Consider the following 22,992-nt stretch of genomic DNA (forward strand, 5'->3'; position numbering starts at 1 on the left):
TGCGCGGCGGAGGGGGCCGGGACTCAGCCCAACTGCCTCAACTTCTCGGCGGCCGCCGGGGCGAAGTAGGTGAGCACGCCGTTGGCGCCGGCGCGCTTGAAGGCGAGCAGGCTCTCCATCATCGCCCGGTCGCCGTCCAGCCAGCCGTTGTTGGCGGCCGCGGCGATCATCGCGTACTCGCCCGACACCTGATAGGCGAAGGTCGGCACGCCGAAGGTTTCCTTCACGCGGCGGACGATGTCGAGATACGGCATGCCCGGCTTGACCATCACCATGTCGGCGCCTTCGGCGAGATCGAGTTCGACCTCGCGGATCGCTTCGTCGGTGTTGGCCGGGTCCATCTGATAGGTGCGCTTGTCGCCGGTCAGCGCCTTGGCCGACCCGATCGCGTCGCGGAACGGGCCGTAGAAGGCGGACGCATACTTGGCCGCATAAGCCATGATCTGGACGTCGAGATAGCCGGCGACATCGAGCGCCTCGCGGATCGCGCCGATGCGGCCGTCCATCATGTCCGACGGCGCGATCACGTCGCAGCCCGCCTCGGCCTGCACCAGCGATTGCTGCACCAGCACCGCGACGGTCTCGTCGTTGAGGATGCGGCCGTCCTCGATCAGGCCGTCATGACCGTGGCTGGTGTAGGGGTCGAGCGCGACGTCGCACAGCACGCCGATCTGAGGAAATTCCTTCTTGATCGCGCGGACGGTCTTGCAGATCAGGTTTTCCGGATTGGACGCTTCGGTGCCGTGCTCGTCGCGCAGCGACGGCTCGGTGAACGGGAACAGCGCGATGCACGGGATATCGAGCTTGGCGGCGCGTTCGGCGTCGCGGACGATCTGATCGACGCTGAGCCGTTCGACCCCCGGCATCGAGGCGACCTGAACCCGCTGGTTGCTTCCGTCGATCACGAACATCGGCCAGATCAGGTCGTCGGTGGTCAGGACGTTCTCACGCACCAGGCGGCGGGCCCACTCGGTCTTGCGGTTGCGGCGCGGACGGATGGTGAGATCGAGCGGCGGAGCGGCGGGCCGGGTCGAGGGGTCGCGAATCTCGATGGGACGGCCGAATTTGATCGCCATGGTGCCAACTCTCCCTGCAGGCTCTGCTGTGTTCATGGAAAGTAGCATTTTGGCACTGCCGCGTCACGGCGCTGTTGATTTGGCGCAATCAGAAGGTTCCACCGCCATCACAGCCGATTGATTTTGCTGCCCCGGCGGGCCAAGACTCCGTCGAACCCGATCCGCCGAGCAACAGCCGAGCCTTGATGTCCGACATCCAACCCCGCGAACCGCTGCCGCGCGACCAGGCGATCTCGGTCGCGGCGATTTCGCCGGAGCGGCCCGACAACCACGACAACGACTGGACGCGGCGGCTGGTGCTGTTCCTGCGGGTGATGGCGGTGCTGTCGGTCGTCAAGGGACTTTACCACTGGGCGCAGATCACCGGCTTCGTCGGCGGCGAGGACGACGCCTTCGAGGTCCAGACCATGGCCTGGCAGACCGCCACGGTCTATTTCGCCGTGATCGAGCTGGTCGCCGCCGTCGGGCTGTGGCTGGCGACCCCCTGGGGCGCCGTGGTGTGGCTCACCACCGTGGTGTCGATGGCGGTGATCGAATTGATGTTCCCGGCGATCTACGGCGGCAGTCTGCTGGTCGTGCTCGGGGAAGCAGTGCTGCTCGCCGCCTATCTGGCGCTTGCCTGGATGGCGGCCCGCGAACGGCCGCCATAGCGCGGTCCGCTAGCGCCGCCGCAGCACGCAGGCGGGCGCGACAACAACAACCATCACAAGGGGGAAAACCATGGACCAGCTTCATTCCGGCGGCACCGGCGGTGGCCTGATCGTCAATGCGATCGCGCGCCACGGCGACCGTCCGGCGATCGCCGACGGCAGCATTCGCTGGAGCTACCGCGAACTCGGCGAGGCGATCGGCCGCTTCATCACGCTGTTTCGCGACTGCGGCCTCGCCAAAGGCAGTGCGCTGTCGATTCTGTCCTCGAATCGCGCCGAATCCTGGGCTGCGATCTGCGCCGCGACCGTGATGGGGATGCGCTACACGCCGCTGCATCCGATGGCGGCCGAAGACGACCACGCCTTCATCATCGACGACGCCGAGATCGACGCGCTGATCGTCGAAGGCGGCAAGTTCGCCGCGCGCGGCGAGGCGATCCGCGCTCGCGTGCCGGGCCTCAAGCATCTGTTGTCGTTCGGCGCCGTCAACGGCGCCCGCGATCTGCTCGATGGTTTCGCGGCGGTTCAGCCTGCGCCGCTGGTCGACGACAGTGCGACCTCCGACATCGCCTGGCTGGCCTACACCGGCGGCACCACCGGCCGCTCCAAGGGCGTGATGATCCCGCATCGCGCGCTGACCACGATGGCGGTGATCCTGTATTCGGATTGGGACTGGCCGGCCGAGATCCGCTATCTCGCCGCCACCCCGATCAGCCACGCCGCCGGCGTCACCGTGTATCCGGTGATGATGCGCGGCGGCTTCACCCGGCTGGTGCAGGGCTTCGAGGTCGAATCCTATTGCCGCGTCATCGCCGAGGACAAGATCACCGCGGTGTTTCTGGTGCCGACGCTGATCTACGCGCTGATCGACGCGCCGCAGGTGAGGGCGCGTCACGATCTGTCGTCGCTCGACATGATCGTGTACGGCGCCGCCCCGATGTCGCCGGATCGTCTGCGCGAAGGCATCGAGATCTTCGGCAACGTGTTCGTGCAGCTTTACGGCCAGACCGAAGCGCCGCAATGCATCACCACGATGCGCAAGATCGACCACGACGATTCCAAGCCCGGCCGGCTCGGCAGTTGCGGACGGCCGAGCCCGCTACTCGACGTCAAGCTGTTCGATTCCGAGATGCGCGAAGTCGGCCCCGGCGAGCCCGGCGAAATCTGCGTGCGCGGCACGCTGGTGATGGACGGCTATTGGAAGCGGCCCGAAGCGACGGCGGAAGCGTTCCGCGGCGGCTGGCTGCACACCGGCGACGTCGCCGTGAAGGACGCCGACGGCTATCTCTATATCGTCGACCGCACCAAGGACATGATCATCTCCGGCGGCTTCAACATCTATCCGCGCGAGGTCGAGGATGCGTTGATGGCGCACCATGCGGTCGCGTCTGCTGCGGTGATCGGCGTGCCCGACGACAAATGGGGCGAGGCGGTGAAAGCGTTCGTGGTTCTGAAGCCCGGTGCCAACAACGACGCGGCCGAACTGCAGGCGCATGTGAAGGAGAAGCGCGGCGCGCCGTGGTCGCCGAAGACGATCGACTTCGTCGACGCGATTCCCGTCACCGGCCTCGGCAAGATCGATCGCAAGGTGCTGCGTGCCCCATATTGGGAAGGCCGCAACCGCGGCGTCGCGTAAACGAGCTCCCGGCATTTTATCGAAACGCGGTCCGGATAGGGTTGTGAAGACCTTAACCGGATCGCGCACCGCGCGGCCGATCCGTTACGCAGATCTTTCAAATTCGAACGAAGCTGTCTTCAAATGCGACAAGGGCATCCGGAAAACCCTTGAATCGGCGTCGATCCGTGAATCAAACGTTGCAAAAAGCCCTTGATTTGCAGGCTTAATGCACGGTTCACTGTCTTAAATTCATGATCTCTTTATCGTCTTATTTAAGCTGATGTTCAAAGCGGCCCCTTAAGGTGGACCTATCAGACGAGACAGAAGTTTCGTCGAATAAGTCGATCAAAAAAGACGACAGGGGAAGTGTCATGATCAAAGCAGTCGCCACGGCGGCGGAGACCTCCGCACCCGCAGTAGCAGCCAACACGCCGGTCCAGCCGCTCTATCTCGAGGCGCTCACCTTGGTGGAGCGGCTGCACCGCCGGTTGCTCGACGTCATCAAGGACGAGTTCGATCGTCGCGGTCGCGCTGATATCAATTCGGTTCAGGCGCTGCTGCTCTACAACATCGGCGACAAGGAGCTGACCGCGGGCGAACTGCGCACGCGCGGTTACTACCTCGGCTCCAATGTCTCCTACAATCTGAAGAAGCTGGTCGAGCTCGGGTTCCTCGATCATCAGCGGTCGCGCGTCGATCGCCGCTCGGTGCGGATCCGCCTGACCCCGCAGGGCCAGGAAGTCCGCCACATCGTCGAGGCGCTGTATCAGAAGCACGTCAAGACGGTGGAGCAGGTCGGCGGCATCTCCAGCGAGGAGTTCGCCACGCTGAACAAGTCGCTGCACCGCCTCGAGCGGTTCTGGACCGACCAGATCCTGTATCGGCTGTAAGGCTCCTCCAATACGCGCCAACGCCGGCCGGCGATCCGCCGAGCCGCTGCTCGCAAACGAGCAGGCCCGCGCGCTGTCAGTCTCCAGACCTGTCGTCCTCGGCCTCCCCGCAACGGGAGGCCGATTTGTTTTGTGCGCCGCCGAATTTCTCCGGAACCTGCGGGAACCATCATGGCCGGAAAGACTTGTCACTGCGCAGTCCGTTGGAGAGGGCGATGCTGATCGAACGAGGGCTCCGGGTGATGAATGTGGATACGATCGGAAAATCCTACGACATCGCGGCGAACTACCTGCGGCGCACCGGCGCGATTCCGGACGGTACCTCGACTCATGATCCGCTGCTCGAGCTGATCGTTCGGCTGTTCCAGCGCGGCGAGACCCATCCGATCCGGCTCGCCAACAAGGCGATCTCGAATTTCGAATCCGCCAAGATCGCCGCTTGAGAACCAGGGAGACGACATGCAACGCGCCATCGATCGCGTGATTCAGACATACGGCCTGTTGACCAGCAAGGAAGCGGCCGAAAATTCGAAGGCCAAGGTCGAGACTTACATCCGCACGCTGGTCGAGGCCGGCGAGACCGACGACAACCGGCTGACCGTGTGCGGTCTGGTCTATCTGCGCGAGCTTGACGGCAGCAACGATCCGTTGAAAGCTGGCTACACGGGAATGTAGCGCGCCGGAGATCGAATGCTGATGCGGCTGTTGGCAGGGCTGGTCGCAGTCTTGCCGGCCATCGTGATTTTCGCCGGGGCGATCGCCGGGGCGGAGAGTCCGCGCAAGCATTCCCTGCTCGAAGCCGTCGGCGTCAAGGCGGTGCTCGGCTGGCCGCCGAACGCCGCCGACGTCCTGCGCTATCTTCACCAGTTCAACATGTTTCAAGTGGAAGCGGCCGGGCTGGCGGATTCGCGGGGCGACGACGCGCTGCGGCAGTTCGCTTTCGGGCAGGCGCGGCTGGCACGCGAGCGCGACCAGGACGTGTTCCGTCTCAACACCTTCGCGCTGCTGTCGATCGATTTCCCGACCCGGCCGAACGCCGTGTTGGCCAATCAGATCGCCGGCTTGCGCGGCGCGGTGGGGAGCCGGTTCATGACCGAGTTCCACGGCAAGCAGGTGCAGGAGTTCCGCCGTGTCGTGGCGCTGCTTCGGCGCTTTCTGCTGCATCCCGATAACGACCAGATCCGCCGCTTCGCGATCGAGCAGTTGCCGGTGCTGGAACGCGATCTGGACATGCTCGAGGGGCGAGCGCGGACCGCGGGTTGAGCCCACGTGGACAGCCGATGTCGGAGCCTGTGGTTCGATCCATGCCTTGAGTGCCGCCGCGTGGAGCCTTACATCGGGCCGATGAGCATCGCCAATTCCGACATCCTCACCGACGAGCAGATCGCGCATCTGGTGCGCACGTTCTACGGCCGCGCCCGGCAGGACGAGGTGATCGGGCCGATCTTCGCCTCCGCGGTGCAGGATTGGGATCACCACATCGCCCAGATCGCCGATTTCTGGTCGTCGATGCTGCTGAAGACCGGGCGGTACGGCGGCCGGCCGATGCGGCCGCATCTGATGCTCAATCTCGCGCCCGAACATTTCGACCGCTGGCTGAAACTGTTCGAAGCGACCGCGACCGAGCTGTTCACTCCGGAGGTGGCAGCCGAGTTCATCATCCGCGCCCGCCGCATCGCCGACAGTTTCGAAATGGGCATCGCCACCACCCAGGGCAGGGTCGCGCACCCGCGGCACAGCGTGTAGTTGGAGACCGGTCATTCGAGAGCGAGATCTACCTCCCGTCATTCCGGGGCGCGAACGCAGTTCGCGAACCCGGAATCTGGAGCTTGTGGAAACGCTCGCCTGACCAATCTCGGGATTCCGGGTTCGCGCTACGCGCGCCCCGGAATGATGGGAGGGAGAGGGCGCTCACGCGGTCCGTTTTGTGATCTCCCTTACGACTTCGCGGCCTCGAGCTTGTCCTGCGTCTTCGTCTCGAAATCGCCGGCGTCGTGGCGTTCGTGGAGCTGGGTGGATAGGTCGCCGCTGATGCGGTTGACGATTCGGCCGCGCTTCACCGCCGGGCGAGCGCCGATCTGTTTGGTCCAGCGCTGCACGTTCTTGTAGCTGGCGACATCCAGGAAGGTGGCGCTGTCGCCGTACAGCACGCCGTTGGCGAGTCCGCCGTACCACGGCCACACCGCGATGTCGGCGATCGAGTACTCGGTGCCGGCCAGATACTCGGTCTCGGCCAGCCGGCGATCGAGCACGTCCATCTGCCGCTTCACCTCCATCGCGAAGCGGTTGATCGGGTATTCCCACTTCTCCGGCGCGTACGCATAGAAGTGCCCGAAGCCGCCGCCGAGATACGGCGCCGAGCCCATCTGCCAGAACAGCCAGTTCAGGCATTCGGTGCGGCCGGCCGGGTCCTTGGGGATGAACTCGCCGAACTTTTCGGCGAGGTACAGCAGGATCGAGCCGGATTCGAACACGCGCTGCGGCGGGTTCACCGAGCGGTCGAGCAGCGCCGGGATCTTCGAATTCGGATTGACCGCGACGAAGCCGGACGAGAACTGGTCGCCGTCGCCGATCTTGATCAGCCAGGCGTCGTATTCGGCGCCGCTGTGGCCGCGCGCCAGCAGCTCCTCGAGCAGGATCGTGACCTTCTGGCCGTTCGGCGTCGCCAGCGAATAGAGCTGCAGCGGGTGTTTGCCGACCGGCAGCTCCTTGTCATGGGTCGGACCGGCGATCGGACGGTTGATCGACGCGAATTTGCCGCCGTTCTCCTTGTCCCAGGTCCAGACGGGGGGCGGCGTGTAGGGGGCGTCGGTCATTAATGCGCTCCGGATTGAGGTTCGGATTGTGATTGAGCGGGACAGCAGAGATTGGCGAGCCGCGCGCGCATTGCAAGGGGCATCGCCGCAGCTTGGTCATGCCCGGCAAGCGGCTGCGATGCTCGCAGGGCGGCGGCGGACGAGCGCTGAGGCCAGGGCGAGGTCAGAGACCCACTGCCCACCGATTTTCGCACGGCGCGGCGGATTTGATGCGGCCGCCGTCATCGCGCTGCGCTACAACGCGGGGCGACGACACAACGGACGATGGACGACATGGACAAGAAGGCGATGCGCGAAGAGGCCGAACGGCTGATGCGCGAGGCGATGGCAACCCGCAACGTCACGGTCAAGCAGGGCGACACCGTGATCAACACCACCTGCGGAAAATGCGGCGCCCCCAACAAGGTCAAGGCGCCGAAGGGCGTTAGCCGCGTGGCCTATACCTGCAAGGAATGCGGGGCGAAACAGGAGACGCTTTGAGCGCAGCTCGGTAGCCGGATGGAGGGCAGCGAAGTGCGACGAGGCAATCGGCGCCCAGCCAACGAACTCGCAAGGCTCACTCATGATGCATTTGTCCAAATCGACTTGCAAGAGTGCAGGGTCTCGGCAATTCAGACGCGCTGATGTATCAGAACGCTTCTCGTCACCAACACTTGATTATCACCTCAAACTCTTACCCCCTGCGGCGCCGTGAAAGTGTCGTCGAGGACGTTGCCGGTGTTGCGGACTTCGGCGGGTTCGAAGATCATCACTTCAGCTTCTTCATCGGCGGCGGTGCGGTGCTCGATGCCGCGCGGGACGACGATGTAGTCGCCGGAGCCCATCTCGACGACGTGGTCGCGAAACTCGACGCGGAAGCGGCCCTTCCAAACCAGGAACATCTCCTCGCAATCCTCGTGCAGGTGCCATGGAAATATGCCATGGACCTTGACGATTTTCAGCTCCTGGCCGTTGAGGCTGGCGATGATCTTCGGGCGCCAATGTTCCGTGAATGCCGAGAATTTCTTGGCGATCGTGCCTTGCTGAATCATTCGGCGACTCCTTGTTACTGAGGCATTGATGGCGGGTAGCAGCATCTCGCAGGCTGCGATCAGCGCGTCGGCTTGCTGCAACATAACAAAGCAGGCTCCCCGCAAGGGGGAGGGGGAGCGCTTGTGCCTTGCTTGGTGCTGACAATCGCTGCGCCTCGCGGTGCGTATCCGTCCGAGGCGAGCTAACCGATCTCCATCTTCGCAAAATCCTCGCCCTTGTAAAGCAGCGGCTCGCCGCGCGTGATCGCGAGGGCGTGGGCGAAGCAGTCGCCGTAGTTCAGGTCGGCGGCGTGGCGGCCTTTGCCGGTGCGGCGCCAGGCGCGGCGCGCGGCCTCCATCTGCTCGGCGTCGACCGGGACGATCTCGGCGCCGATCTTGAGCAGCCAGAGGTCGAACTCGCGTCCGCCGGCATCGCCGAGTTTCGTCTCCAGTACGATCGTCGCTTCGAGCACGGTGGCGGCGGAGATCAGGCGGACCGGATCGTCGGCGATCCGCGCCTCGAGCGCCGCGGCATCGGGCTCGTCGAGCGCGATCGCCACGATAACGGAGGTGTCGATCACCATCAGCGCGGCAAGCCGTGCTCGTCGTAGCCGACGATCTCGTCCGCGGTCCGGTCGTCGCGGACCGGCATCGCGCGCCAGCGCTGGCGGATCGCCGCCATGTCCTCCAGCAGCTCGGCGCGGCGGGATTGTCCGCCGACCCGGCGTAGCCGCTCTTCCAGCGCGCGCCTGGTCGCCTGGGTGATGGTTTCGCCGGTCGCTTGCGCGAGATGGCGCGCCAGCCGCTCGGTCTCAGGGTCCTTGATGCTCAACGCCATGGTTGGTTCCCTTGGTACCTAGCTGGGCATTTTCTACCTTCACACATCCCAAAGGGGAAGTGTCTTCGTTTTCTCCTGCAACTCCGTCGCATCCACCATATCTGGGTCTGACTGAGGCGCATGGCCGCAAATGTGGCGGCGTCCTTGGCCGGCGGGGGCGGATGTGCTATGGCCCAGCCGCCGCTTCCGAACCGCTATCCCGTAACCGCTCGCATCCGATGAACCGGCTGCGACGGTGGAGACTTTCCCATGAGCACAGCCAACCCCGCCTCCGCGCCCGACAGCTTCTTTTCCGCCTCGCTCGAGCAGGCCGATCCCGAGATCGCCGCTGCGATCCGCGGCGAACTCGGCCGCCAGCGCCACGAGGTCGAGCTGATCGCCTCCGAGAACATCGTCAGCCGCGCGGTGCTGGAAGCGCAGGGCTCGGTGATGACCAACAAATACGCCGAAGGCTATCCGGGCAACCGCTACTACGGCGGCTGCGAATTCGTCGACGTCGCCGAAAACCTCGCGATCGATCGCGCCAAGAAGCTGTTCGGCGCCAATTTCGCCAACGTCCAGCCGAACTCCGGCAGCCAGATGAACCAGGCGGTGTTCCTGGCGCTGCTGCAGCCCGGCGATACCTTCATGGGCCTCGATCTCGCCGCTGGCGGCCATCTCACCCACGGCGCCCCGGTCAACATGAGCGGCAAGTGGTTCAAGCCGGTGCACTACACGGTGCGCCGTGAAGACCAGATGATCGACATGGATGCGGTCGCCAAGCTCGCCGAGGAAGCCAAGCCGAAGCTGATCATCGCCGGCGGCTCGGCCTATCCGCGCGCCTGGGACTTCAAGCGCTTCCGCGAGATCGCCGACAGTGTCGGGGCGTACTTCATGGTCGACATGGCGCACTTCGCCGGCCTCGTGGCAGGCGGCGTCCATGCCTCGCCGGTGCCGCACGCCCATGTCGTCACCACCACCACCCACAAGTCGCTGCGCGGCCCGCGCGGCGGCCTGATCCTCACCAATGACGAGGCGCTGGCCAAGAAGTTCAACTCGGCGATCTTCCCCGGCCTGCAGGGCGGCCCGCTGATGCACGTGATCGCCGCCAAGGCGGTGGCGTTCAAGGAAGCGCTGCAGCCCGACTTCAAGGTCTACGCGAAGAACGTGGTCGAAAACGCCAAGGCGCTTGCGGAAACGCTGCGTGGGGCCGGCTTCGATCTGGTCTCCGGCGGCACCGATAACCATCTGATGCTGGTCGACCTGCGGCCGAAGGGGCTGAAGGGCAACGTCTCGGAGAAGGCGCTGGTCCGCGCCGCCATCACCTGCAACAAGAACGGCATCCCGTTCGACCCCGAGAAGCCGTTCGTGACCTCCGGTCTGCGCCTCGGCACCCCGGCGGCGACCACTCGCGGATTCGGCGTCGCCGAGTTCCAGCAGGTTGGTCACTTGATCGCCGAGGTGCTGAACGCGATTGCGCAGTCGTCCGATGGCGCCGCGCCGCTGGTGGAAGCCTCGGTGAAGCAGCGGGTGAAGGAATTGACGGATCGGTTTCCGATTTATCAGTAAACAGCCCCGTGATGGCCGGCCTTGTGCCGGCCATCCACGTCTTGACGGCGTGGCACCGGTACGAAGACGTGGATGGCCGGGACGAGCCCGGCCATGACGAAAGGTGAGGGACCCATCCCCTCGAGGTCACTGAGGACGCGTCGCGATGCGCTGCCCGAACTGCAACAGCCTCGATACCCAGGTGAAGGATAGCCGCCCGACCGAGGATTCCTCGGTGATCCGACGGCGGCGGGTGTGCATCGCCTGCAACTTCCGATTCACCACCTTCGAGCGGGTGCAGCTTCGCGAGCTGATCGTGATCAAGCGCAACGGCCGCCGGGTGCCGTTCGACCGCGACAAGCTGGTGCGCTCGGTGCAGATCAGTTTGCGCAAGCGGCCGGTGGATCCGGAGCGGGTGGAGCAGATGGTATCGGCGATCGTGCGCGAGCTGGAGAGCGGCGGCGAGGCCGAGATCTCGTCGGAGATCATCGGCGAAAGCGTGATGGAGCATCTGCGCAAGCTCGACGACGTCGCCTATGTCCGGTTCGCCTCGGTGTACCGCAATTTCCGCGAGGCCAAGGATTTCGAGGCCGTGCTCGGTGAACTCTCCCACGAAGACGAGGCGAGGGCGGCGCTGGTCCGCAAATGATCTTCCGCATCCTGGAGGAGCAGATCGGCCACAAGCTCGCCGCCGAGAAGGCGGCCAAAGCCGCAGGTTCCGCCGACCAGCGTTTCATGCAATTGGCGCTGGCGCTGGGTCGGCGCGGGCAGGGGCGCACCGCGACCAATCCGGCCGTCGGCGCGGTGCTGGTCAAGGACGGCGTCATTTTCGGCCGCGGCTGGACCCAGGACGGCGGCCGCCCCCATGCCGAGGTTGAGGCTCTGCGCCGCGCCGGCGAGGCGGCGCGCGGTGCGACGCTTTATGTCACGCTGGAACCCTGCTCGCATCACGGCCGCTCGCCGCCCTGCGCCGATGCGATCGTTGCCGCCGGCATTGCTCGGGTGGTGTCGGCGATCGAAGACCCCAATCCGCTGGTCGCGGGCCAGGGCCACGCGAAGCTGCGCGCCGCCGGAATCACGGTCGAGATCGGCGTCTGCGCCGATGAGGCGACCCACGACCATGCCGGCCACCTTTGCCGGATCAGCGCCCGCCGTCCGCATGTGACGCTGAAGCTGGCGGTTTCGGCCGACGGCAAGATCGCCGCTGCCGGCCACAAGCAGGTCGCGATCACCGGCGAGGCGGCGAACGCCCGGACGCATCTCCTGCGCGCCCGGTCGGATGCGGTGCTGGTCGGCATCGGCACGGTGCTGGCCGACGATTCGGAGCTGACCTGCCGGCTGCCCGGGATGGCGGCGCAGTCGCCGATCCGTGTCGTGCTCGACCGATCCTTGCGGATTCCGTCGGCCAGCAAGCTGGTGCATTCAGCGCGGACCACGCCGCTGTGGCTGATGGCCTCGGAGATCGCGGAAGCCGCGACCGCCGCTCGGCTCGGCGCGGCCGGCGCCGAGGTGGTCCATGTGGCCGATTGCGCCTCGGCGCCGGGGCTTGATCTGCCGGCGGTGCTGCACGCGCTGTCGGACAAGGGCGTCACCCGGCTGCTGGTCGAAGGCGGCGCCCGCGTCGCCGCGGCGTTCGTCACGCAGCGGCGCGCCGACGAAATCCGGCTGTGGCGCAGCGAGACGATGATCGGGCCCGACGGGGTCGACGCGCTGGCGGGGCTGCCGCTCGCCGCGATCACCGATTCACCGCATTGGCGCGTTCGCAGCAGCGAGCGCGTCGGCTCCGACACACTCACCATTTATGATCCCAACTAGAAGGTCTTCCATGTTTACCGGCATCGTCACCGACATCGGCGAGATCGAGACCGTCAGGCCGGTCGCGCAGGGGCAGTTGCACCGGCTGCGGATTCGCTGCGCCTATGACCAGTCGACCATCGTCGACGGCGCCTCGATCGCCAGCAACGGCATCTGCATGACAGTGGTCGGCTCAGGCACCGAAGGCGGCAGGACCTGGTACGAAGTCGACGCCGGCGCCGAGACGCTGGCCAAGACCACGGCGAAAGCCTGGTCCGCCGGCACCCGGCTCAACCTGGAGCGCGCGCTCAGAATCGGCGACGAGCTCGGCGGCCACATCGTCACCGGCCATGTCGACGGCATCGCCAAGGTGGTGGCGCGCGAGGAGCTGCCCGACATGGCGCGCTTCACCCTGGAGGCTAGCCGCGAACTGGCGCGGTTCATTGCGCCGAAGGGCTCGGTGACGCTCGACGGCACCTCGCTGACGGTGAACACGGTCGAGGACACCAAATTCACGGTGCTGATCATCCCGCACACGCTGTCGGCGACCATCTTGGGCGGGTGGCAGGTCGACAGCGAGGTCAATATCGAGGTCGACCTGATGGCGCGCTATGCGGCGCGGCTCAGCGAGATGAAATAGGCGGCAGACACGGACGAGGACGTCATACGCGGGCTTGGCTTTGCGCCGGCCTCCGCCTACAACCCGCAGGCCCTCATGGTGAGGAGGCGCGAAGCGCCGTCTCGAACCATGAGCTTCGCGGCGCTCATCCTTCGAGACGCGGCCAATGGGCCGCTCCTCAGGATGAGGCCCGTACTGGCCGAGATGCAGACAACCGACCGAAGAAGAAGCGACACATGGCAGACGCGCGGCGCGCACCCCTGAAAGACCAGACCGACGTTTCGGGCGCGCGCGTCCTGATCGTCGAGGCGCGGTTCTATGACGACATCCAGGACGCGCTGCTGGAAGGCGCAGTCGCCGAGCTGAACGCTGCCGGCGCCACCCACGACGTGCTCACCGTGCCCGGCGCGCTGGAAATCCCCGCTGCGGTCGCGATCGCGATCGATGCCGCCGAGGCCGCCGGCAAGCCCTACGACGCGGCGATCGCGCTCGGTTGCGTGGTGCGCGGCGAGACCATCCATTTCGAGATCGTGTCGATGGAGTCGGCCCGTGCGCTGATGGACCTCAGCGTCGCGCGAAAGTTTCCGCTCGGCAACGGCATCATCACCGTCAACACCGACGAGCAGGCCTGGGCGCGGGCGAAGCCGGGCGACCTCAACAAGGGCGGCGACGCCGCGCGCGCCGCGCTGGCGATGCTGCGGATCAAACGCCGGTTGGCGAAGGCTTGATGCCGATGGCCGAGATCAACAAACCCGCGTTCAAGAAGCCCGATCTTAAAAAGATGACGCCGAAGGGCGAGCGTAAGGCCAACCGCCGCGGCGCGGCGCGGCTCGCCGCGGTGCAGGCACTTTACCAGATGGACATCGGCGGCGCCGGCATCAACGAGACCTTCGCCGAGTTCGAGAGCTTCTGGATCGGCAACGAGGTCGAGGGCGAGCAGTATCTGCCGGCCGAAGCCGCGTTCTTCCGCGACATCGTCTCGGGGGTGGTGCGCGAGCAAAAGCAGATCGATCCGCTGATCGACGATCTGCTCGCCCGCGGCTGGCCGCTGGCGCGGATCGACGCGATCCTGCGCGCGGTGATGCGGGCAGGGGCCTATGAGCTCGAACACCGCAAGGACATCCCGGCGCGCGTGGTTGTGTCCGAATATGTCGACGTCGCCCACGCCTTCGTCGAGAAGGACGAGACCGGCATGGTCAATGCCGTGCTCGACCAGATCGCCCGCCAGTTCCGCGAAGACGAGTTTACGCGCTGAGTGCGGGACGCCGCAATAAGAGGGCGGACTAACCTCGCCCCGCGTGCGGGGAGAGGTCGGATCGCATCGCGAGATGCGATCCGGGTGAGGGGGCGCCTCCGCGAGGCCGAGAGTCAATGCTCGGGGCACCCTCACCCCAGCCCTCTCCCGCAAGCGGGAGAGGGAGCGCGCCGTGCCTTGGGTAACGTAGGTGCAATGACGGCGAGGTTCTTGCTTCGATGCCCTCCGGTGAAGACAATCTGATCGCACGCTACTTCAAGCCGCTGGCGACCGATCCCGGCGCGCGGGGGCTGGTCGACGACGCCGCCGTGCTCGCGGCGAGCGCAGCAGATCTGGTGCTGACCACCGACGCGATCGTCGAGGGCGTCCACTATCTTCCCGACGATCCGCCCGCCGCGATCGCCCGCAAGGCGCTGCGGGTCAATCTCTCCGACCTGGCCGCCAAGGGCGCAGAGCCGGCCGGCTTCCTGCTGACACTGGCGCTGCGCCAGGCCGATGAGCGTTTCCTCGCCCTGTTCGCCGCCGCGCTCGGCGAGGATGCCGCGACGTTCCGCTGCCCGCTGCTCGGCGGCGACACGGTGTCGACCCCGGGGCCGATGATGATTTCCGTGACCGCGTTCGGCCGGGTGCCCCCGGGCCGGATGGTGCTGCGCGACGCGCTGCGGCCCGGCGACGCCATTGTGGTCACCGGCACGATCGGCGACGCCGCGCTCGGGCTCGATCTGCTGCAGGGCCGGGCGACGGCGGCCGGCGATGCCGGCCGTGCCTTCCTGATCGATCGCTACCGGGTACCGCAGCCGCGCTCGGCGCTGGCGCCGGCCGTGCGCGATCATGCCGGGGCGGCGATGGACGTCTCCGACGGACTCGCCGGCGATCTCGCCAAGATGTGCGCCGCCTCTGGCGTCACCGCGACTCTCGACGCCACCGCAGTGCCGTTGTCGGATGCTGCGCGTGCGATCATCGGAACCGATGAGTCGAAGCTGGCGCGATTACTCAGCGGCGGCGATGATTACGAACTGCTTTGCGGCATTGCACAATCCAAGCTTGATCAGTTTCTTGCTGCAGCGCAGCGGGACGGTGTCCGGGTGAGCGTGATCGGCGTCGCCGAAGCCGGAACCGCGCCGCCGCGCTGGCTCGGCGCAAACGCCCGCGAAATCCCGCTGAAGACGCTCTCTTTCAGTCACTTCTGACACTTAGTTCCAGGTATTCCGGCGCCAGGAAGGCCGATGGAATTGCCCGAAGGTGAGCGGAAAAGCCCAGCTTAGTCCCTTCGCAGCGATTGCGGAGCACCTGTGATTTTGGCAAGGTCCGCCGCGATTTGAGGCTGCCCCGCAAAAGAGGGCACGCCATCTTGTTGCGCGCCCGCGCCGCTCCCGCAGCGCAGGCACGGGGGTGAAACTCGGGACTGAGGCAATCAGGTATGACAGCTCTATGGGTGATCGTGCTCTGCGGAGCGCTATCGATCGTATACGCCATCTGGGCGACCTCGTCGGTGCTCGCTGCCGACCAGGGCAACGCGCGGATGCAGGAAATCGCGGGCGCGGTGCGTGAAGGCGCGCAGGCCTATCTGAAGCGGCAGTACATGACCATCGCCATCGTCGGCGTGGTGATCTTCGCAGCTCTCGCTTACTTCCTAGGCGTGCTCGTGGCGATCGGCTTCGCGGTCGGTGCGATCCTGTCGGGCGCCGCCGGCTTCATCGGCATGAACGTGTCGGTGCGCGCCAACGTCCGCACCGCGCAGGCGGCCACCACCTCGCTTGCCGGCGGCCTCGAGCTCGCCTTCAAGGCGGGCGCGATCACCGGCCTTCTGGTTGCCGGCCTCGCGCTGCTCGGCGTCACCCTGTATTTCATCTACCTGATCCAGTTCGCCGGCCTCGGTCCGCGTGACCGCACCGTGATCGACGCGCTGGTCGCGCTCGGCTTCGGCGCCTCGCTGATTTCGATCTTCGCCCGTCTCGGCGGCGGCATCTTCACCAAGGGTGCGGACGTCGGCGGCGACCTCGTCGGCAAGGTCGAAGCCGGTATTCCGGAGGACGACCCGCGCAACCCGGCGACGATCGCCGACAACGTCGGCGACAACGTCGGCGACTGCGCCGGCATGGCCGCCGACCTGTTCGAGACCTATGCGGTGACCGCGGTCGCCACCATGGTGCTGGCCGCGATCTTCTTCGGCGCCGCTCCGCCGGAGCAGCTCCAGAACGTGATGACGCTGCCGCTCGCCATCGGTGGCATCTGCATCCTGACCTCGATCGCCGGCACCTTCTTCGTCAAGCTCGGCGCTTCCCAGTCGATCATGGGTGCCCTGTACAAGGGCCTGATCGCCACCGGCGTGCTGTCGCTGGTCGGCGTCGGCGCCGCAATCTGGTGGCTGGTCGGCTTCGGCCCGCTGCCGGGCGTCAGCTTCACCGGCATGTCGCTGTTCCTGTGCGGCGTCGTCGGCCTCGCGGTCACCGGCCTGATCATCTGGATCACCGAATACTACACCGGCACCGACTTCCGCCCGGTGAAGTCGATCGCCCAGGCCTCGGTCACCGGCCACGGTACCAACGTGATCCAGGGTCTCGCCATCTCGATGGAAGCGACCGCGCTGCCCGCGATCGTGATCATCGCCGGCATCCTGATCACCTACAGCCTTGCCGGTCTGTTCGGCATCGCGATCGCCACCACCACCATGCTGGCGCTGGCCGGCATGATCGTCGCGCTCGACGCCTTCGGCCCGGTCACCGACAACGCCGGCGGCATCGCCGAAATGGCCGGCCTGCCGAAGGAAGTGCGCAAGTCGACCGACGCGCTCGACGCGGTCGGCAACACCACCAAGGCGGTCACCAAGGGCTACGCGATCGGCTCCGCCGGTCTCGGCGCGCTGGTGCTGTTCGCAGCCTACAATGAAGACCTCAAGTTCTTCATTGCGCAGAAGTCGCCGTACTTCGTCGGCGTCGCTCCGGACTTCTCGCTGAACAACCCGTACGTCGTGGTCGGCCTGCTGTTCGGCGGTCTGCTGCCGTACCTGTTCGGCGCGATGGGCATGACCGCGGTCGGCCGCGCCGCCGGTGCGATCGTCGAGGAAGTGCGTCGCCAGTTCCGCGAGAAGCCCGGCATCATGAAGGGCACCGACAAGCCGGACTACGGCAAGGCGGTCGACCTTCTGACCAAGGCGGCGATCAAGGAAATGATCATCCCGTCGCTGCTGCCGGTGCTGTCGCCGATCTTCGTCTACTTCGCGATCTACGCGATCGCGGGCGGCGGCGTGGCCGGCAAGTCGGCGGCATTCTCGGCGGTCGGCGCGATGCTGCTCGGCGTGATCGTCACCGGCCTGTTCGTCGCGATCTCGATGACCTCGGGCGGCGGCGCCTGGGACAACGCCAAGAAGTACATCGAGGACGGCCACCACGGCGGCAAGGGCTCCGATGCCCATAAGGCCGCGGTGACCGGCGACACCGTCGGCGATCCCTACAAGGACACCGCGGGTCCGGCCGTGAACCCGATGATCAAGATCACCAACATCGTCGCCCTGCTGCTGCTGGCGGTCCTGGCGCACTAAGCGGCAGGAGAGGTTGGACCGACATCAGGCCCCGCGGCGCGAGCCGCGGGGCTTTTGCTTGCGGGAACGTCGTAGGATGGATTTCGCTGCGCTCGACCCATCTACAAACGCCGCGTGTCTGCTACATCAAGCAGCGGCCGACACAACAACAGGAGCCGCCATGTCGCTGTCATCCGCCAAGAACTACGCGCTGCGCGCCGCCAAGTCGCAGGACCAGAAGGAGGCCGCCGAATTGCTGTCGAAGGCGATTCTCGAGCTGGCGAGTTCGATCGAGGCGACCGACGCCAAGATCAAGAAGATCAACAAGGACAAATCATAGGCGTAGGATCGGCCGGGTCCGGCTGGGAGCTTGGGGCATGGCGATCGACACGGCGACGCTGGAAGCCAACGGCCTGCGCTTTGCGGTCGACATCGCGGGGCAGGGCGACACCGTCGCGCTGCTGCTGCACGGCTTCCCGGAAGCGCGGCAGTCGTGGCACCGGCAGATCCCTTTCCTGGCGGAACTCGGCTGGCGAGTGGCGGCGCCGGACTTGCGCGGCTATGGCGGCTCGGCTCGGCCGAGCGGCAAGGCCGCTTACACGATCGAGCATCTGACCGACGACATCGCGGCACTGTTCGCTGCGCTCGGCGGCAAGCGCCGTATCCTGATCGGCCACGATTGGGGCGGGGTGATCGCCTGGCAGGTCGCGCTGCACAGCAAGGTGCATCTCGACGGGCTGGTCATTCTCAACGCGCCGCATCCCGACGCGTTCGCCCGCGAGCTGCGCCGCGGCTGGACCCAGCGCCGCCGCTCCTGGTACGTCGCCTTCTTCCAATTGCCGTGGCTGCCGGAATGGCTGCTGACGCGAAAGGGCGGCGCACCGCTGGTGAAGATGTTCAGGAGCCACAGCCACAAGATCCCGGCCGAACAGCTCGAGATTTATCGCCGCAACATCCTACAGCCGGGCGCGGCCACTGCGATGCTGAACTACTATCGCGCCAACTTCTCCGGCCTTGCCGGCGGCGCCGGCAGCAATCCGGTGATCACCGTGCCGACGCTGATGATCTGGGGCAACAACGACCTCGCGCTCGACATCAAGCTGACGGAGGGCAACGAGATGTTCGTCGAAGATTTCACCCTGCGCAAGCTGCCGCGGGCGTCGCATTGGGTGCAGCAGGACGCACCCGACGAGGTCAATGCGACGATCGCCGAGTGGGCACGGGGCAAGGGGCTGGCGTAGCCGGGGACTGCGCTGCTGAGATGGGTTCGCTGCGCTCAACCCATCAGGCCATGACCTGGAAGCCTCCGCCTCAGCGGAAGCTGATCAGCCGGAACAGCGGCGCCAGATAGCTCATCTCCTGGCCGGAGGTCGGCGTGGTGCGGCTGATGAAGTCGAAGATCTTGCCGTCCTGCAGGCCGTAATTGGCGATACGGCGGACTTGGCGGTTCTTGTCGAAATAGATCGCGATCACGCGCTGGTCGATCACCTTCTGCGGCATGAACGCGACCGCACGCTCGGTGCGTTGGGAGATGTAGTAGAACACCTCGCCGTCCAGTGTCGCGACGGTCGACGGCGTGCCCATCACCAGCAGCACCTGATCCTGGCTGGCGCCGATCGGGATCTGCTCCAGCGCACCGTTGGGCAGAATGTAGCCTTTCTGGAATTGCTCCGACGTGCAGGCCCCCATGCCGGCGCCGACCAAAGTCAGCGCCACGGCCAGGCCGAGGCTGCGCGGCAGCGAGAAAAGGCTTCGCGGCGCGTCGGCGCGCCCGCTTCGGTCGATCGAAATACTCATCCGGGAGTTGGCCTCATCCCCTTGCATCGCGCAGGGCGTTGACGTACCGGGCAGGAACTCGGAAAGCAATCCCGAAAGGCCCGCACGGGCCCGGACCTGGAACCCGCGATGATCTGGCCGTTCAATCTGCTCCGTCCGCCCCGGACGCCGCCGCGCGGCACCATTGAAGCGATCTATGGCACGATCGTGACGCAATCGCGCCTGCCGGCCTTTTATCAGGAATTCGGCGTCGCCGACACGGTCAACGGCCGATTCGAGATGCTGGTGGTGCATCTGTGGCTGGTGCTGCGGCGGATTCGCAGCATCCAGGATGCCTCGCCGTTCGCCCAGGCGCTGTTCGACTATTTCTGCAGCGACCTCGACGCCAACCTGCGCGAGCTTGGGGTCGGCGATCTGTCGGTGCCGAAGCGGATGCAGGCGTTCGGCGAGGCGTTCTACGGCCGCTCGGCGGCGTATGATCTGGCGCTCACCGAAGGCCGCGAAGACCTCGAGCTGGCGCTGAACCGGAACGTTCTCGACGGCGCCGACATTGAAAATGCACGGAAGCTGGCGGTCTATGTCGGGCAGGTGATCGCGGCGCTCGACGCCGTGCCGCCGGCCAAGCTGCGCAGCGGCGAATTGCCGTTTCCGCAGCCGACTGCGTAAGACAAAGGACGCTTGACGATGGCGAGCGAAGACAATCCGTGGAGCGTGCCGGTCGTGGTGCTGCAGATTCCGGAGACCGGGCTGCATCGCGACATCGCGGCGACCGCGCCTCAGTGCGAGGCGATCAGCGCGCTCGGCGGCCTGCGCGGCGTCGCCGAGGCGTCTGCGTCTTTTGATCTGAAGCCGTTCGCCGACGGCCGCGTTCAGGTCACCGGCCGGGTGCGCGCCAAGGTCACCCAGACCTGCGTGGTGACGCTCGATCCGGTCGACAACCTCGTCGACGAGGCGGTCGATCTCACCTTCCTGCCGCCGGAGCAAATTCGCGAAATGGCCGATTCGGTCGATGACGACGGCGAGCCCGATCCGGGCGATCCGCCGGAGGCGATCGAGCGCGGCATGATCGATATCGGCCGTGTCGCGACCGACGCGCTGTTTCTCGGGCTCGACCCCTATCCGCGCAAGCCAGACGCGGTGTTCGAGCCGGTCGTCGACCGCGACGATCCCGATATGAACCCGTTCGCGGCGCTGAAAGCGCTGCAACTGCCGACCGGCACCGCGGCCCCGCGCAAGCCGAAACGCTGACCCCGCGGCGGCTGCCAGGCGCGCCACGGCCGTGCCGGAGCGCTGCCGAAAGACGCCCGCCGACACGCTACGAAATGCGACTTAAATCTGCCCGATCAAGATGTTGTATCGGGGCGGAGAACGGCTATTGTCCGGCCGCATCGGTGTGCAGCGCTGCACGCTTTATCACCGCCCCCCGATGGGGCTTTTTTTGAGTCCGCGGCCAAGCGCTTCAAGGTCGCAGGCGATCAGGCTTCCGGAACGCCCATGCCTCAGAAAGTTCGAATCGCGCTCGACGCAATGGGGGGCGATTTCGGCCCCTCCGTCGTGATCCCCGGCGCGGCGATCTCCCTCGGCCGGCATCCGGACGTCGAATTCCTGCTCTATGGCGATGCCAAGCTGATCGAGAAGGAGCTTGCCGCGCATCCGGCGCTGCGCAAGGCGTCGCGGGTGATTCACACCGACGTCGCGGTGGCGATGCACGACAAGCCGAGCGTGGCGCTGCGCCGCGGCCGCTACAAATCGTCGATGTGGCAGGCGATCGATGCGGTGAAGAAGGCCGAGGCCGACGTCACGGTGTCGGCCGGCAACACCGGCGCACTGATGGCGATGGCGCGATTCTGTCTACGAACGCTGCCCGGGATCGATCGTCCGGCGATCGCCGCCACCTGGCCGACGATGCGCGGCGATTCGGTGGTGCTCGATCTCGGCGCCTCGATCGGCGGCGACGCACACCACCTCAAGGCGCTGGCGGTGATGGGCGCGGCGATGGCCAGCGTGCTGTTCGATCTCGAACGACCGACGGTCGGCCTGCTCAACATCGGGGTCGAGGAAATCAAGGGCGGCGAAGAGATCCGCGAAGCCGCCGAGCTGTTGCGCGCGATGGATTCGCAACGGTTCGAATTCATCGGCTTCGTCGAGGGCGACGGTATCGGCAAGGGCGCCGCCGACGTGATCGTGTCGGAAGGCTTCGCCGGCAATATTGCGCTGAAAGCGGCGGAGGGCACCGCCCGCCAGCTCGCCGAATATCTTCGCGCCGCGATGTCCCGGACCTGGCGGTCGAAGATCGGCTATCTATTCGCGCGCGACGCCTTCAAGGCGCTCAAGGACAAGATGGACCCCAACAAGTCCAACGGCGGCGTCTTCCTCGGCCTCAACGGAATCGTGGTCAAGAGCCACGGCGGAACCAATGCCGAGGGCTTTGCCTATGCGGTCGATGTTGGCTATGACATGGTCCGCTACGATCTCCTGACCAAGATCAATCAAACGCTCAATCGTGATGCCGGCGCGTTGGTCGCGACGCCGGGTGTCCAGGAGGCTGTCTCGTGACGGTGATTCGTTCGGTCGTACTGGGCTGCGGCGCTTACTTGCCGGAGCGGGTTCTCACCAACGAAGAGCTGGCCCGGACCGTCGACACCTCGGACGAATGGATCGTCCAGCGCACCGGAATTCGCGAGCGCCATATCGCCGCCGACGGCGAATTCACCTCGCATCTGGCCACCAAGGCCGCCCAGGCGGCGCTCGACAATGCCGGCCTGACCGCCGATCAGATCGACCTGATCGTGCTGGCGACCTCGACCCCTGACCACACCTTCCCGGCGACCGCGGTGCAGGTGCAGGCCGCGCTCGGCATGACCCACGGCGTCGCCTTCGACCTGCAGGCGGTGTGCTCCGGCTTCGTGTTCGCGGTCGCCACTGCGGACAATTACCTGCGGGCCGGCTCGGCCAAGCGAGCGCTGGTGATCGGCGCCGAGACCTTCTCCCGCATCCTCGATTGGAATGATCGTGGCACTTGCGTGCTGTTCGGCGACGGCGCCGGCGCGATCGTGCTCGAAGCGCAGGAAGGCTGGGGCACTTCCGCCGACCGCGGCGTGCTAACCACGCATCTGCGCTCGGACGGCCGTCACAAACACAAGTTGTATGTCGACGGCGGCCCGTCGAGCACCCAGACCGTCGGCCATCTGCGGATGGAAGGACGCGAGGTGTTCAAGCACGCGGTCGGCATGATCACCGGGGTGATCGTCGACGCGTTCAACGCTTCCGGCACCAGTGCCGACAATGTCGACTGGTTCGTGCCGCATCAGGCCAACAAGCGCATCATCGACGCCTCGGCCCAGAAGCTGCATATCGCGCCCGAGAAGGTGGTGATGACGGTCGACCGTCACGGCAACACCTCGGCGGCATCGATCCCGCTGGCATTGTGCACTGCAGTCCAGGACGGCCGTATCCAGAAGGGCCACCTGGTTTTGCTCGAAGCGATGGGCGGCGGCTTCACCTGGGGCGCTGCGCTGCTCCGCTGGTAGTCGGACGCGTAAGATTTTAGCAGCATTTCCATGACGTTCGGTGCTAACTTTGAGACGCTTCAAGACGCGGCGC

General features: G+C 66.0%; 28 protein-coding genes. 22 read left to right on the forward strand and 6 right to left on the reverse strand.

The features are described 5' to 3' along the window. Positions 1 to 23: 23 nt before the first annotated feature. Positions 24 to 1,076: a porphobilinogen synthase gene (gene hemB, locus FLL57_RS08940; RefSeq protein WP_142882700.1), complete on the reverse strand. Its 1,053-nt coding sequence runs from the start codon at positions 1,074 to 1,076 to the stop codon at positions 24 to 26. A 185-nt stretch (positions 1,077 to 1,261) separates the two neighbouring features. Here hemB and FLL57_RS08945 point away from each other — a divergent pair, with 185 nt between their 5' ends. The 7 genes from FLL57_RS08945 (at position 1,262) to FLL57_RS08975 (ending at position 5,980) form a co-directional block, all read left to right on the forward strand. Further along, on the forward strand, positions 1,262 to 1,726 hold the full coding sequence (locus FLL57_RS08945) for a DUF6163 family protein (RefSeq protein ID WP_013502492.1): 465 nt from the start codon (positions 1,262 to 1,264) through the stop codon (positions 1,724 to 1,726). Between the two features lie 70 nt (positions 1,727 to 1,796). Next, entirely contained in the window at positions 1,797 to 3,362 is a 1,566-nt protein-coding gene (locus tag FLL57_RS08950; RefSeq protein ID WP_142882701.1) for an AMP-binding protein, read from the forward strand. A gap of 353 nt (positions 3,363 to 3,715) precedes the next feature. Continuing rightward, complete coding sequence (gene ldtR / locus FLL57_RS08955; RefSeq protein ID WP_013502490.1) at positions 3,716 to 4,234, forward strand: transcriptional regulator LdtR; 519 nt, start codon at positions 3,716 to 3,718, stop codon at positions 4,232 to 4,234. 215 nt (positions 4,235 to 4,449) lie between these two features. Beyond that, on the forward strand, positions 4,450 to 4,677 hold the full coding sequence (locus tag FLL57_RS08960; RefSeq protein WP_013502489.1) for a hypothetical protein: 228 nt from the start codon (positions 4,450 to 4,452) through the stop codon (positions 4,675 to 4,677). 16 nt (positions 4,678 to 4,693) lie between these two features. Next, complete coding sequence (locus tag FLL57_RS08965; protein WP_013502488.1) at positions 4,694 to 4,909, forward strand: hypothetical protein; 216 nt, start codon at positions 4,694 to 4,696, stop codon at positions 4,907 to 4,909. A gap of 15 nt (positions 4,910 to 4,924) precedes the next feature. Continuing rightward, entirely contained in the window at positions 4,925 to 5,497 is a 573-nt protein-coding gene (locus FLL57_RS08970) for a DUF4142 domain-containing protein (RefSeq protein WP_013502487.1), read from the forward strand. An 81-nt stretch (positions 5,498 to 5,578) separates the two neighbouring features. Further along, positions 5,579 to 5,980, forward strand: coding sequence for a group III truncated hemoglobin (locus FLL57_RS08975; RefSeq protein WP_047307936.1), 402 nt, complete (start codon positions 5,579 to 5,581; stop codon positions 5,978 to 5,980). A 191-nt stretch (positions 5,981 to 6,171) separates the two neighbouring features. Here FLL57_RS08975 and yghU read toward each other — a convergent pair whose 3' ends face one another. Continuing rightward, on the reverse strand, positions 6,172 to 7,050 hold the full coding sequence (yghU, locus tag FLL57_RS08980) for a glutathione-dependent disulfide-bond oxidoreductase (RefSeq protein WP_013502485.1): 879 nt from the start codon (positions 7,048 to 7,050) through the stop codon (positions 6,172 to 6,174). 273 nt (positions 7,051 to 7,323) lie between these two features. On the opposite strand from yghU, the gene FLL57_RS08985 reads away from it, so the two are divergent. Continuing rightward, positions 7,324 to 7,530 (forward strand): hypothetical protein, encoded by a 207-nt coding sequence (locus tag FLL57_RS08985; protein WP_013502484.1) that lies wholly within the window; start codon positions 7,324 to 7,326, stop codon positions 7,528 to 7,530. Positions 7,531 to 7,715: 185 nt separating this feature from the next. Here the strand turns inward: FLL57_RS08985 and FLL57_RS08990 are convergent, their stop codons facing one another. From FLL57_RS08990 to FLL57_RS09000, 3 genes are all read right to left on the reverse strand, one after another. Beyond that, positions 7,716 to 8,081 carry a cupin domain-containing protein gene (locus tag FLL57_RS08990; RefSeq protein ID WP_013502483.1) on the reverse strand — a complete coding sequence of 122 codons (366 nt, stop codon included), beginning with the start codon at positions 8,079 to 8,081 and terminating at the stop codon, positions 7,716 to 7,718. Positions 8,082 to 8,263: 182 nt separating this feature from the next. Further along, positions 8,264 to 8,644 (reverse strand): type II toxin-antitoxin system VapC family toxin, encoded by a 381-nt coding sequence (locus tag FLL57_RS08995; protein ID WP_013502482.1) that lies wholly within the window; start codon positions 8,642 to 8,644, stop codon positions 8,264 to 8,266. Next, positions 8,644 to 8,898 (reverse strand): type II toxin-antitoxin system VapB family antitoxin, encoded by a 255-nt coding sequence (locus FLL57_RS09000; RefSeq protein WP_013502481.1) that lies wholly within the window; start codon positions 8,896 to 8,898, stop codon positions 8,644 to 8,646. Before FLL57_RS09000 ends, FLL57_RS08995 begins: the two co-directional genes overlap by 1 nt. Positions 8,899 to 9,147: 249 nt before the next feature. On the opposite strand from FLL57_RS09000, the gene glyA reads away from it, so the two are divergent. From glyA to FLL57_RS09045, 10 genes are all read left to right on the forward strand, one after another. Continuing rightward, the gene (glyA, locus tag FLL57_RS09005; protein WP_142882702.1) at positions 9,148 to 10,446 is read left to right on the forward strand and encodes a serine hydroxymethyltransferase; all 1,299 of its coding nucleotides are present in this window, start codon (positions 9,148 to 9,150) and stop codon (positions 10,444 to 10,446) included. A 145-nt stretch (positions 10,447 to 10,591) separates the two neighbouring features. After that, the gene (gene nrdR / locus FLL57_RS09010; RefSeq protein ID WP_013502479.1) at positions 10,592 to 11,074 is read left to right on the forward strand and encodes a transcriptional regulator NrdR; all 483 of its coding nucleotides are present in this window, start codon (positions 10,592 to 10,594) and stop codon (positions 11,072 to 11,074) included. Further along, positions 11,071 to 12,240, forward strand: a complete 1,170-nt coding sequence (gene ribD / locus FLL57_RS09015) for a bifunctional diaminohydroxyphosphoribosylaminopyrimidine deaminase/5-amino-6-(5-phosphoribosylamino)uracil reductase RibD (RefSeq protein WP_142882703.1) — start codon at positions 11,071 to 11,073, stop codon at positions 12,238 to 12,240. Before nrdR ends, ribD begins: the two co-directional genes overlap by 4 nt. A gap of 10 nt (positions 12,241 to 12,250) precedes the next feature. Continuing rightward, a complete protein-coding gene (locus FLL57_RS09020; RefSeq protein ID WP_142882704.1) occupies positions 12,251 to 12,859 on the forward strand; it encodes a riboflavin synthase in 609 nt (202 codons plus the stop codon). A 215-nt stretch (positions 12,860 to 13,074) separates the two neighbouring features. Continuing rightward, positions 13,075 to 13,566, forward strand: a complete 492-nt coding sequence (gene ribH / locus FLL57_RS09025; protein ID WP_013502476.1) for a 6,7-dimethyl-8-ribityllumazine synthase — start codon at positions 13,075 to 13,077, stop codon at positions 13,564 to 13,566. A gap of 5 nt (positions 13,567 to 13,571) precedes the next feature. Continuing rightward, positions 13,572 to 14,093 (forward strand): transcription antitermination factor NusB, encoded by a 522-nt coding sequence (gene nusB, locus FLL57_RS09030; RefSeq protein ID WP_142882705.1) that lies wholly within the window; start codon positions 13,572 to 13,574, stop codon positions 14,091 to 14,093. Between the two features lie 218 nt (positions 14,094 to 14,311). After that, the gene (gene thiL, locus FLL57_RS09035; protein ID WP_142882706.1) at positions 14,312 to 15,283 is read left to right on the forward strand and encodes a thiamine-phosphate kinase; all 972 of its coding nucleotides are present in this window, start codon (positions 14,312 to 14,314) and stop codon (positions 15,281 to 15,283) included. 230 nt (positions 15,284 to 15,513) lie between these two features. Then, positions 15,514 to 17,634 (forward strand): sodium-translocating pyrophosphatase, encoded by a 2,121-nt coding sequence (locus FLL57_RS09040; RefSeq protein WP_047308274.1) that lies wholly within the window; start codon positions 15,514 to 15,516, stop codon positions 17,632 to 17,634. A gap of 160 nt (positions 17,635 to 17,794) precedes the next feature. Continuing rightward, positions 17,795 to 17,953 (forward strand): hypothetical protein, encoded by a 159-nt coding sequence (locus FLL57_RS23310; RefSeq protein ID WP_011158284.1) that lies wholly within the window; start codon positions 17,795 to 17,797, stop codon positions 17,951 to 17,953. A 37-nt stretch (positions 17,954 to 17,990) separates the two neighbouring features. After that, a complete protein-coding gene (locus tag FLL57_RS09045; protein WP_047308273.1) occupies positions 17,991 to 18,854 on the forward strand; it encodes an alpha/beta fold hydrolase in 864 nt (287 codons plus the stop codon). A 70-nt stretch (positions 18,855 to 18,924) separates the two neighbouring features. Here the strand turns inward: FLL57_RS09045 and FLL57_RS09050 are convergent, their stop codons facing one another. Then, complete coding sequence (locus FLL57_RS09050; protein ID WP_013502470.1) at positions 18,925 to 19,410, reverse strand: outer membrane protein assembly factor BamE; 486 nt, start codon at positions 19,408 to 19,410, stop codon at positions 18,925 to 18,927. A 108-nt stretch (positions 19,411 to 19,518) separates the two neighbouring features. Between FLL57_RS09050 and FLL57_RS09055 the strand changes: the two genes are divergently transcribed. The 4 genes from FLL57_RS09055 to FLL57_RS09070 all read left to right on the forward strand — a co-directional run bounded on the left by FLL57_RS09055 (position 19,519) and on the right by FLL57_RS09070 (position 22,919). Continuing rightward, positions 19,519 to 20,055, forward strand: coding sequence for a ubiquinol-cytochrome C chaperone family protein (locus FLL57_RS09055; protein ID WP_142882707.1), 537 nt, complete (start codon positions 19,519 to 19,521; stop codon positions 20,053 to 20,055). An 18-nt stretch (positions 20,056 to 20,073) separates the two neighbouring features. Then, the gene (locus FLL57_RS09060) at positions 20,074 to 20,637 is read left to right on the forward strand and encodes a YceD family protein (protein WP_142882708.1); all 564 of its coding nucleotides are present in this window, start codon (positions 20,074 to 20,076) and stop codon (positions 20,635 to 20,637) included. 246 nt (positions 20,638 to 20,883) lie between these two features. Then, on the forward strand, positions 20,884 to 21,945 hold the full coding sequence (gene plsX / locus FLL57_RS09065; RefSeq protein ID WP_013502467.1) for a phosphate acyltransferase PlsX: 1,062 nt from the start codon (positions 20,884 to 20,886) through the stop codon (positions 21,943 to 21,945). Next, on the forward strand, positions 21,942 to 22,919 hold the full coding sequence (locus FLL57_RS09070) for a beta-ketoacyl-ACP synthase III (RefSeq protein WP_013502466.1): 978 nt from the start codon (positions 21,942 to 21,944) through the stop codon (positions 22,917 to 22,919). The genes plsX and FLL57_RS09070 overlap by 4 nt, the downstream gene beginning before the upstream one ends. Positions 22,920 to 22,992: the final 73 nt, after the last annotated feature.

Source organism: Rhodopseudomonas palustris (genome assembly GCF_007005445.1).
GTDB lineage: Bacteria > Pseudomonadota > Alphaproteobacteria > Rhizobiales > Xanthobacteraceae > Rhodopseudomonas > Rhodopseudomonas palustris_G.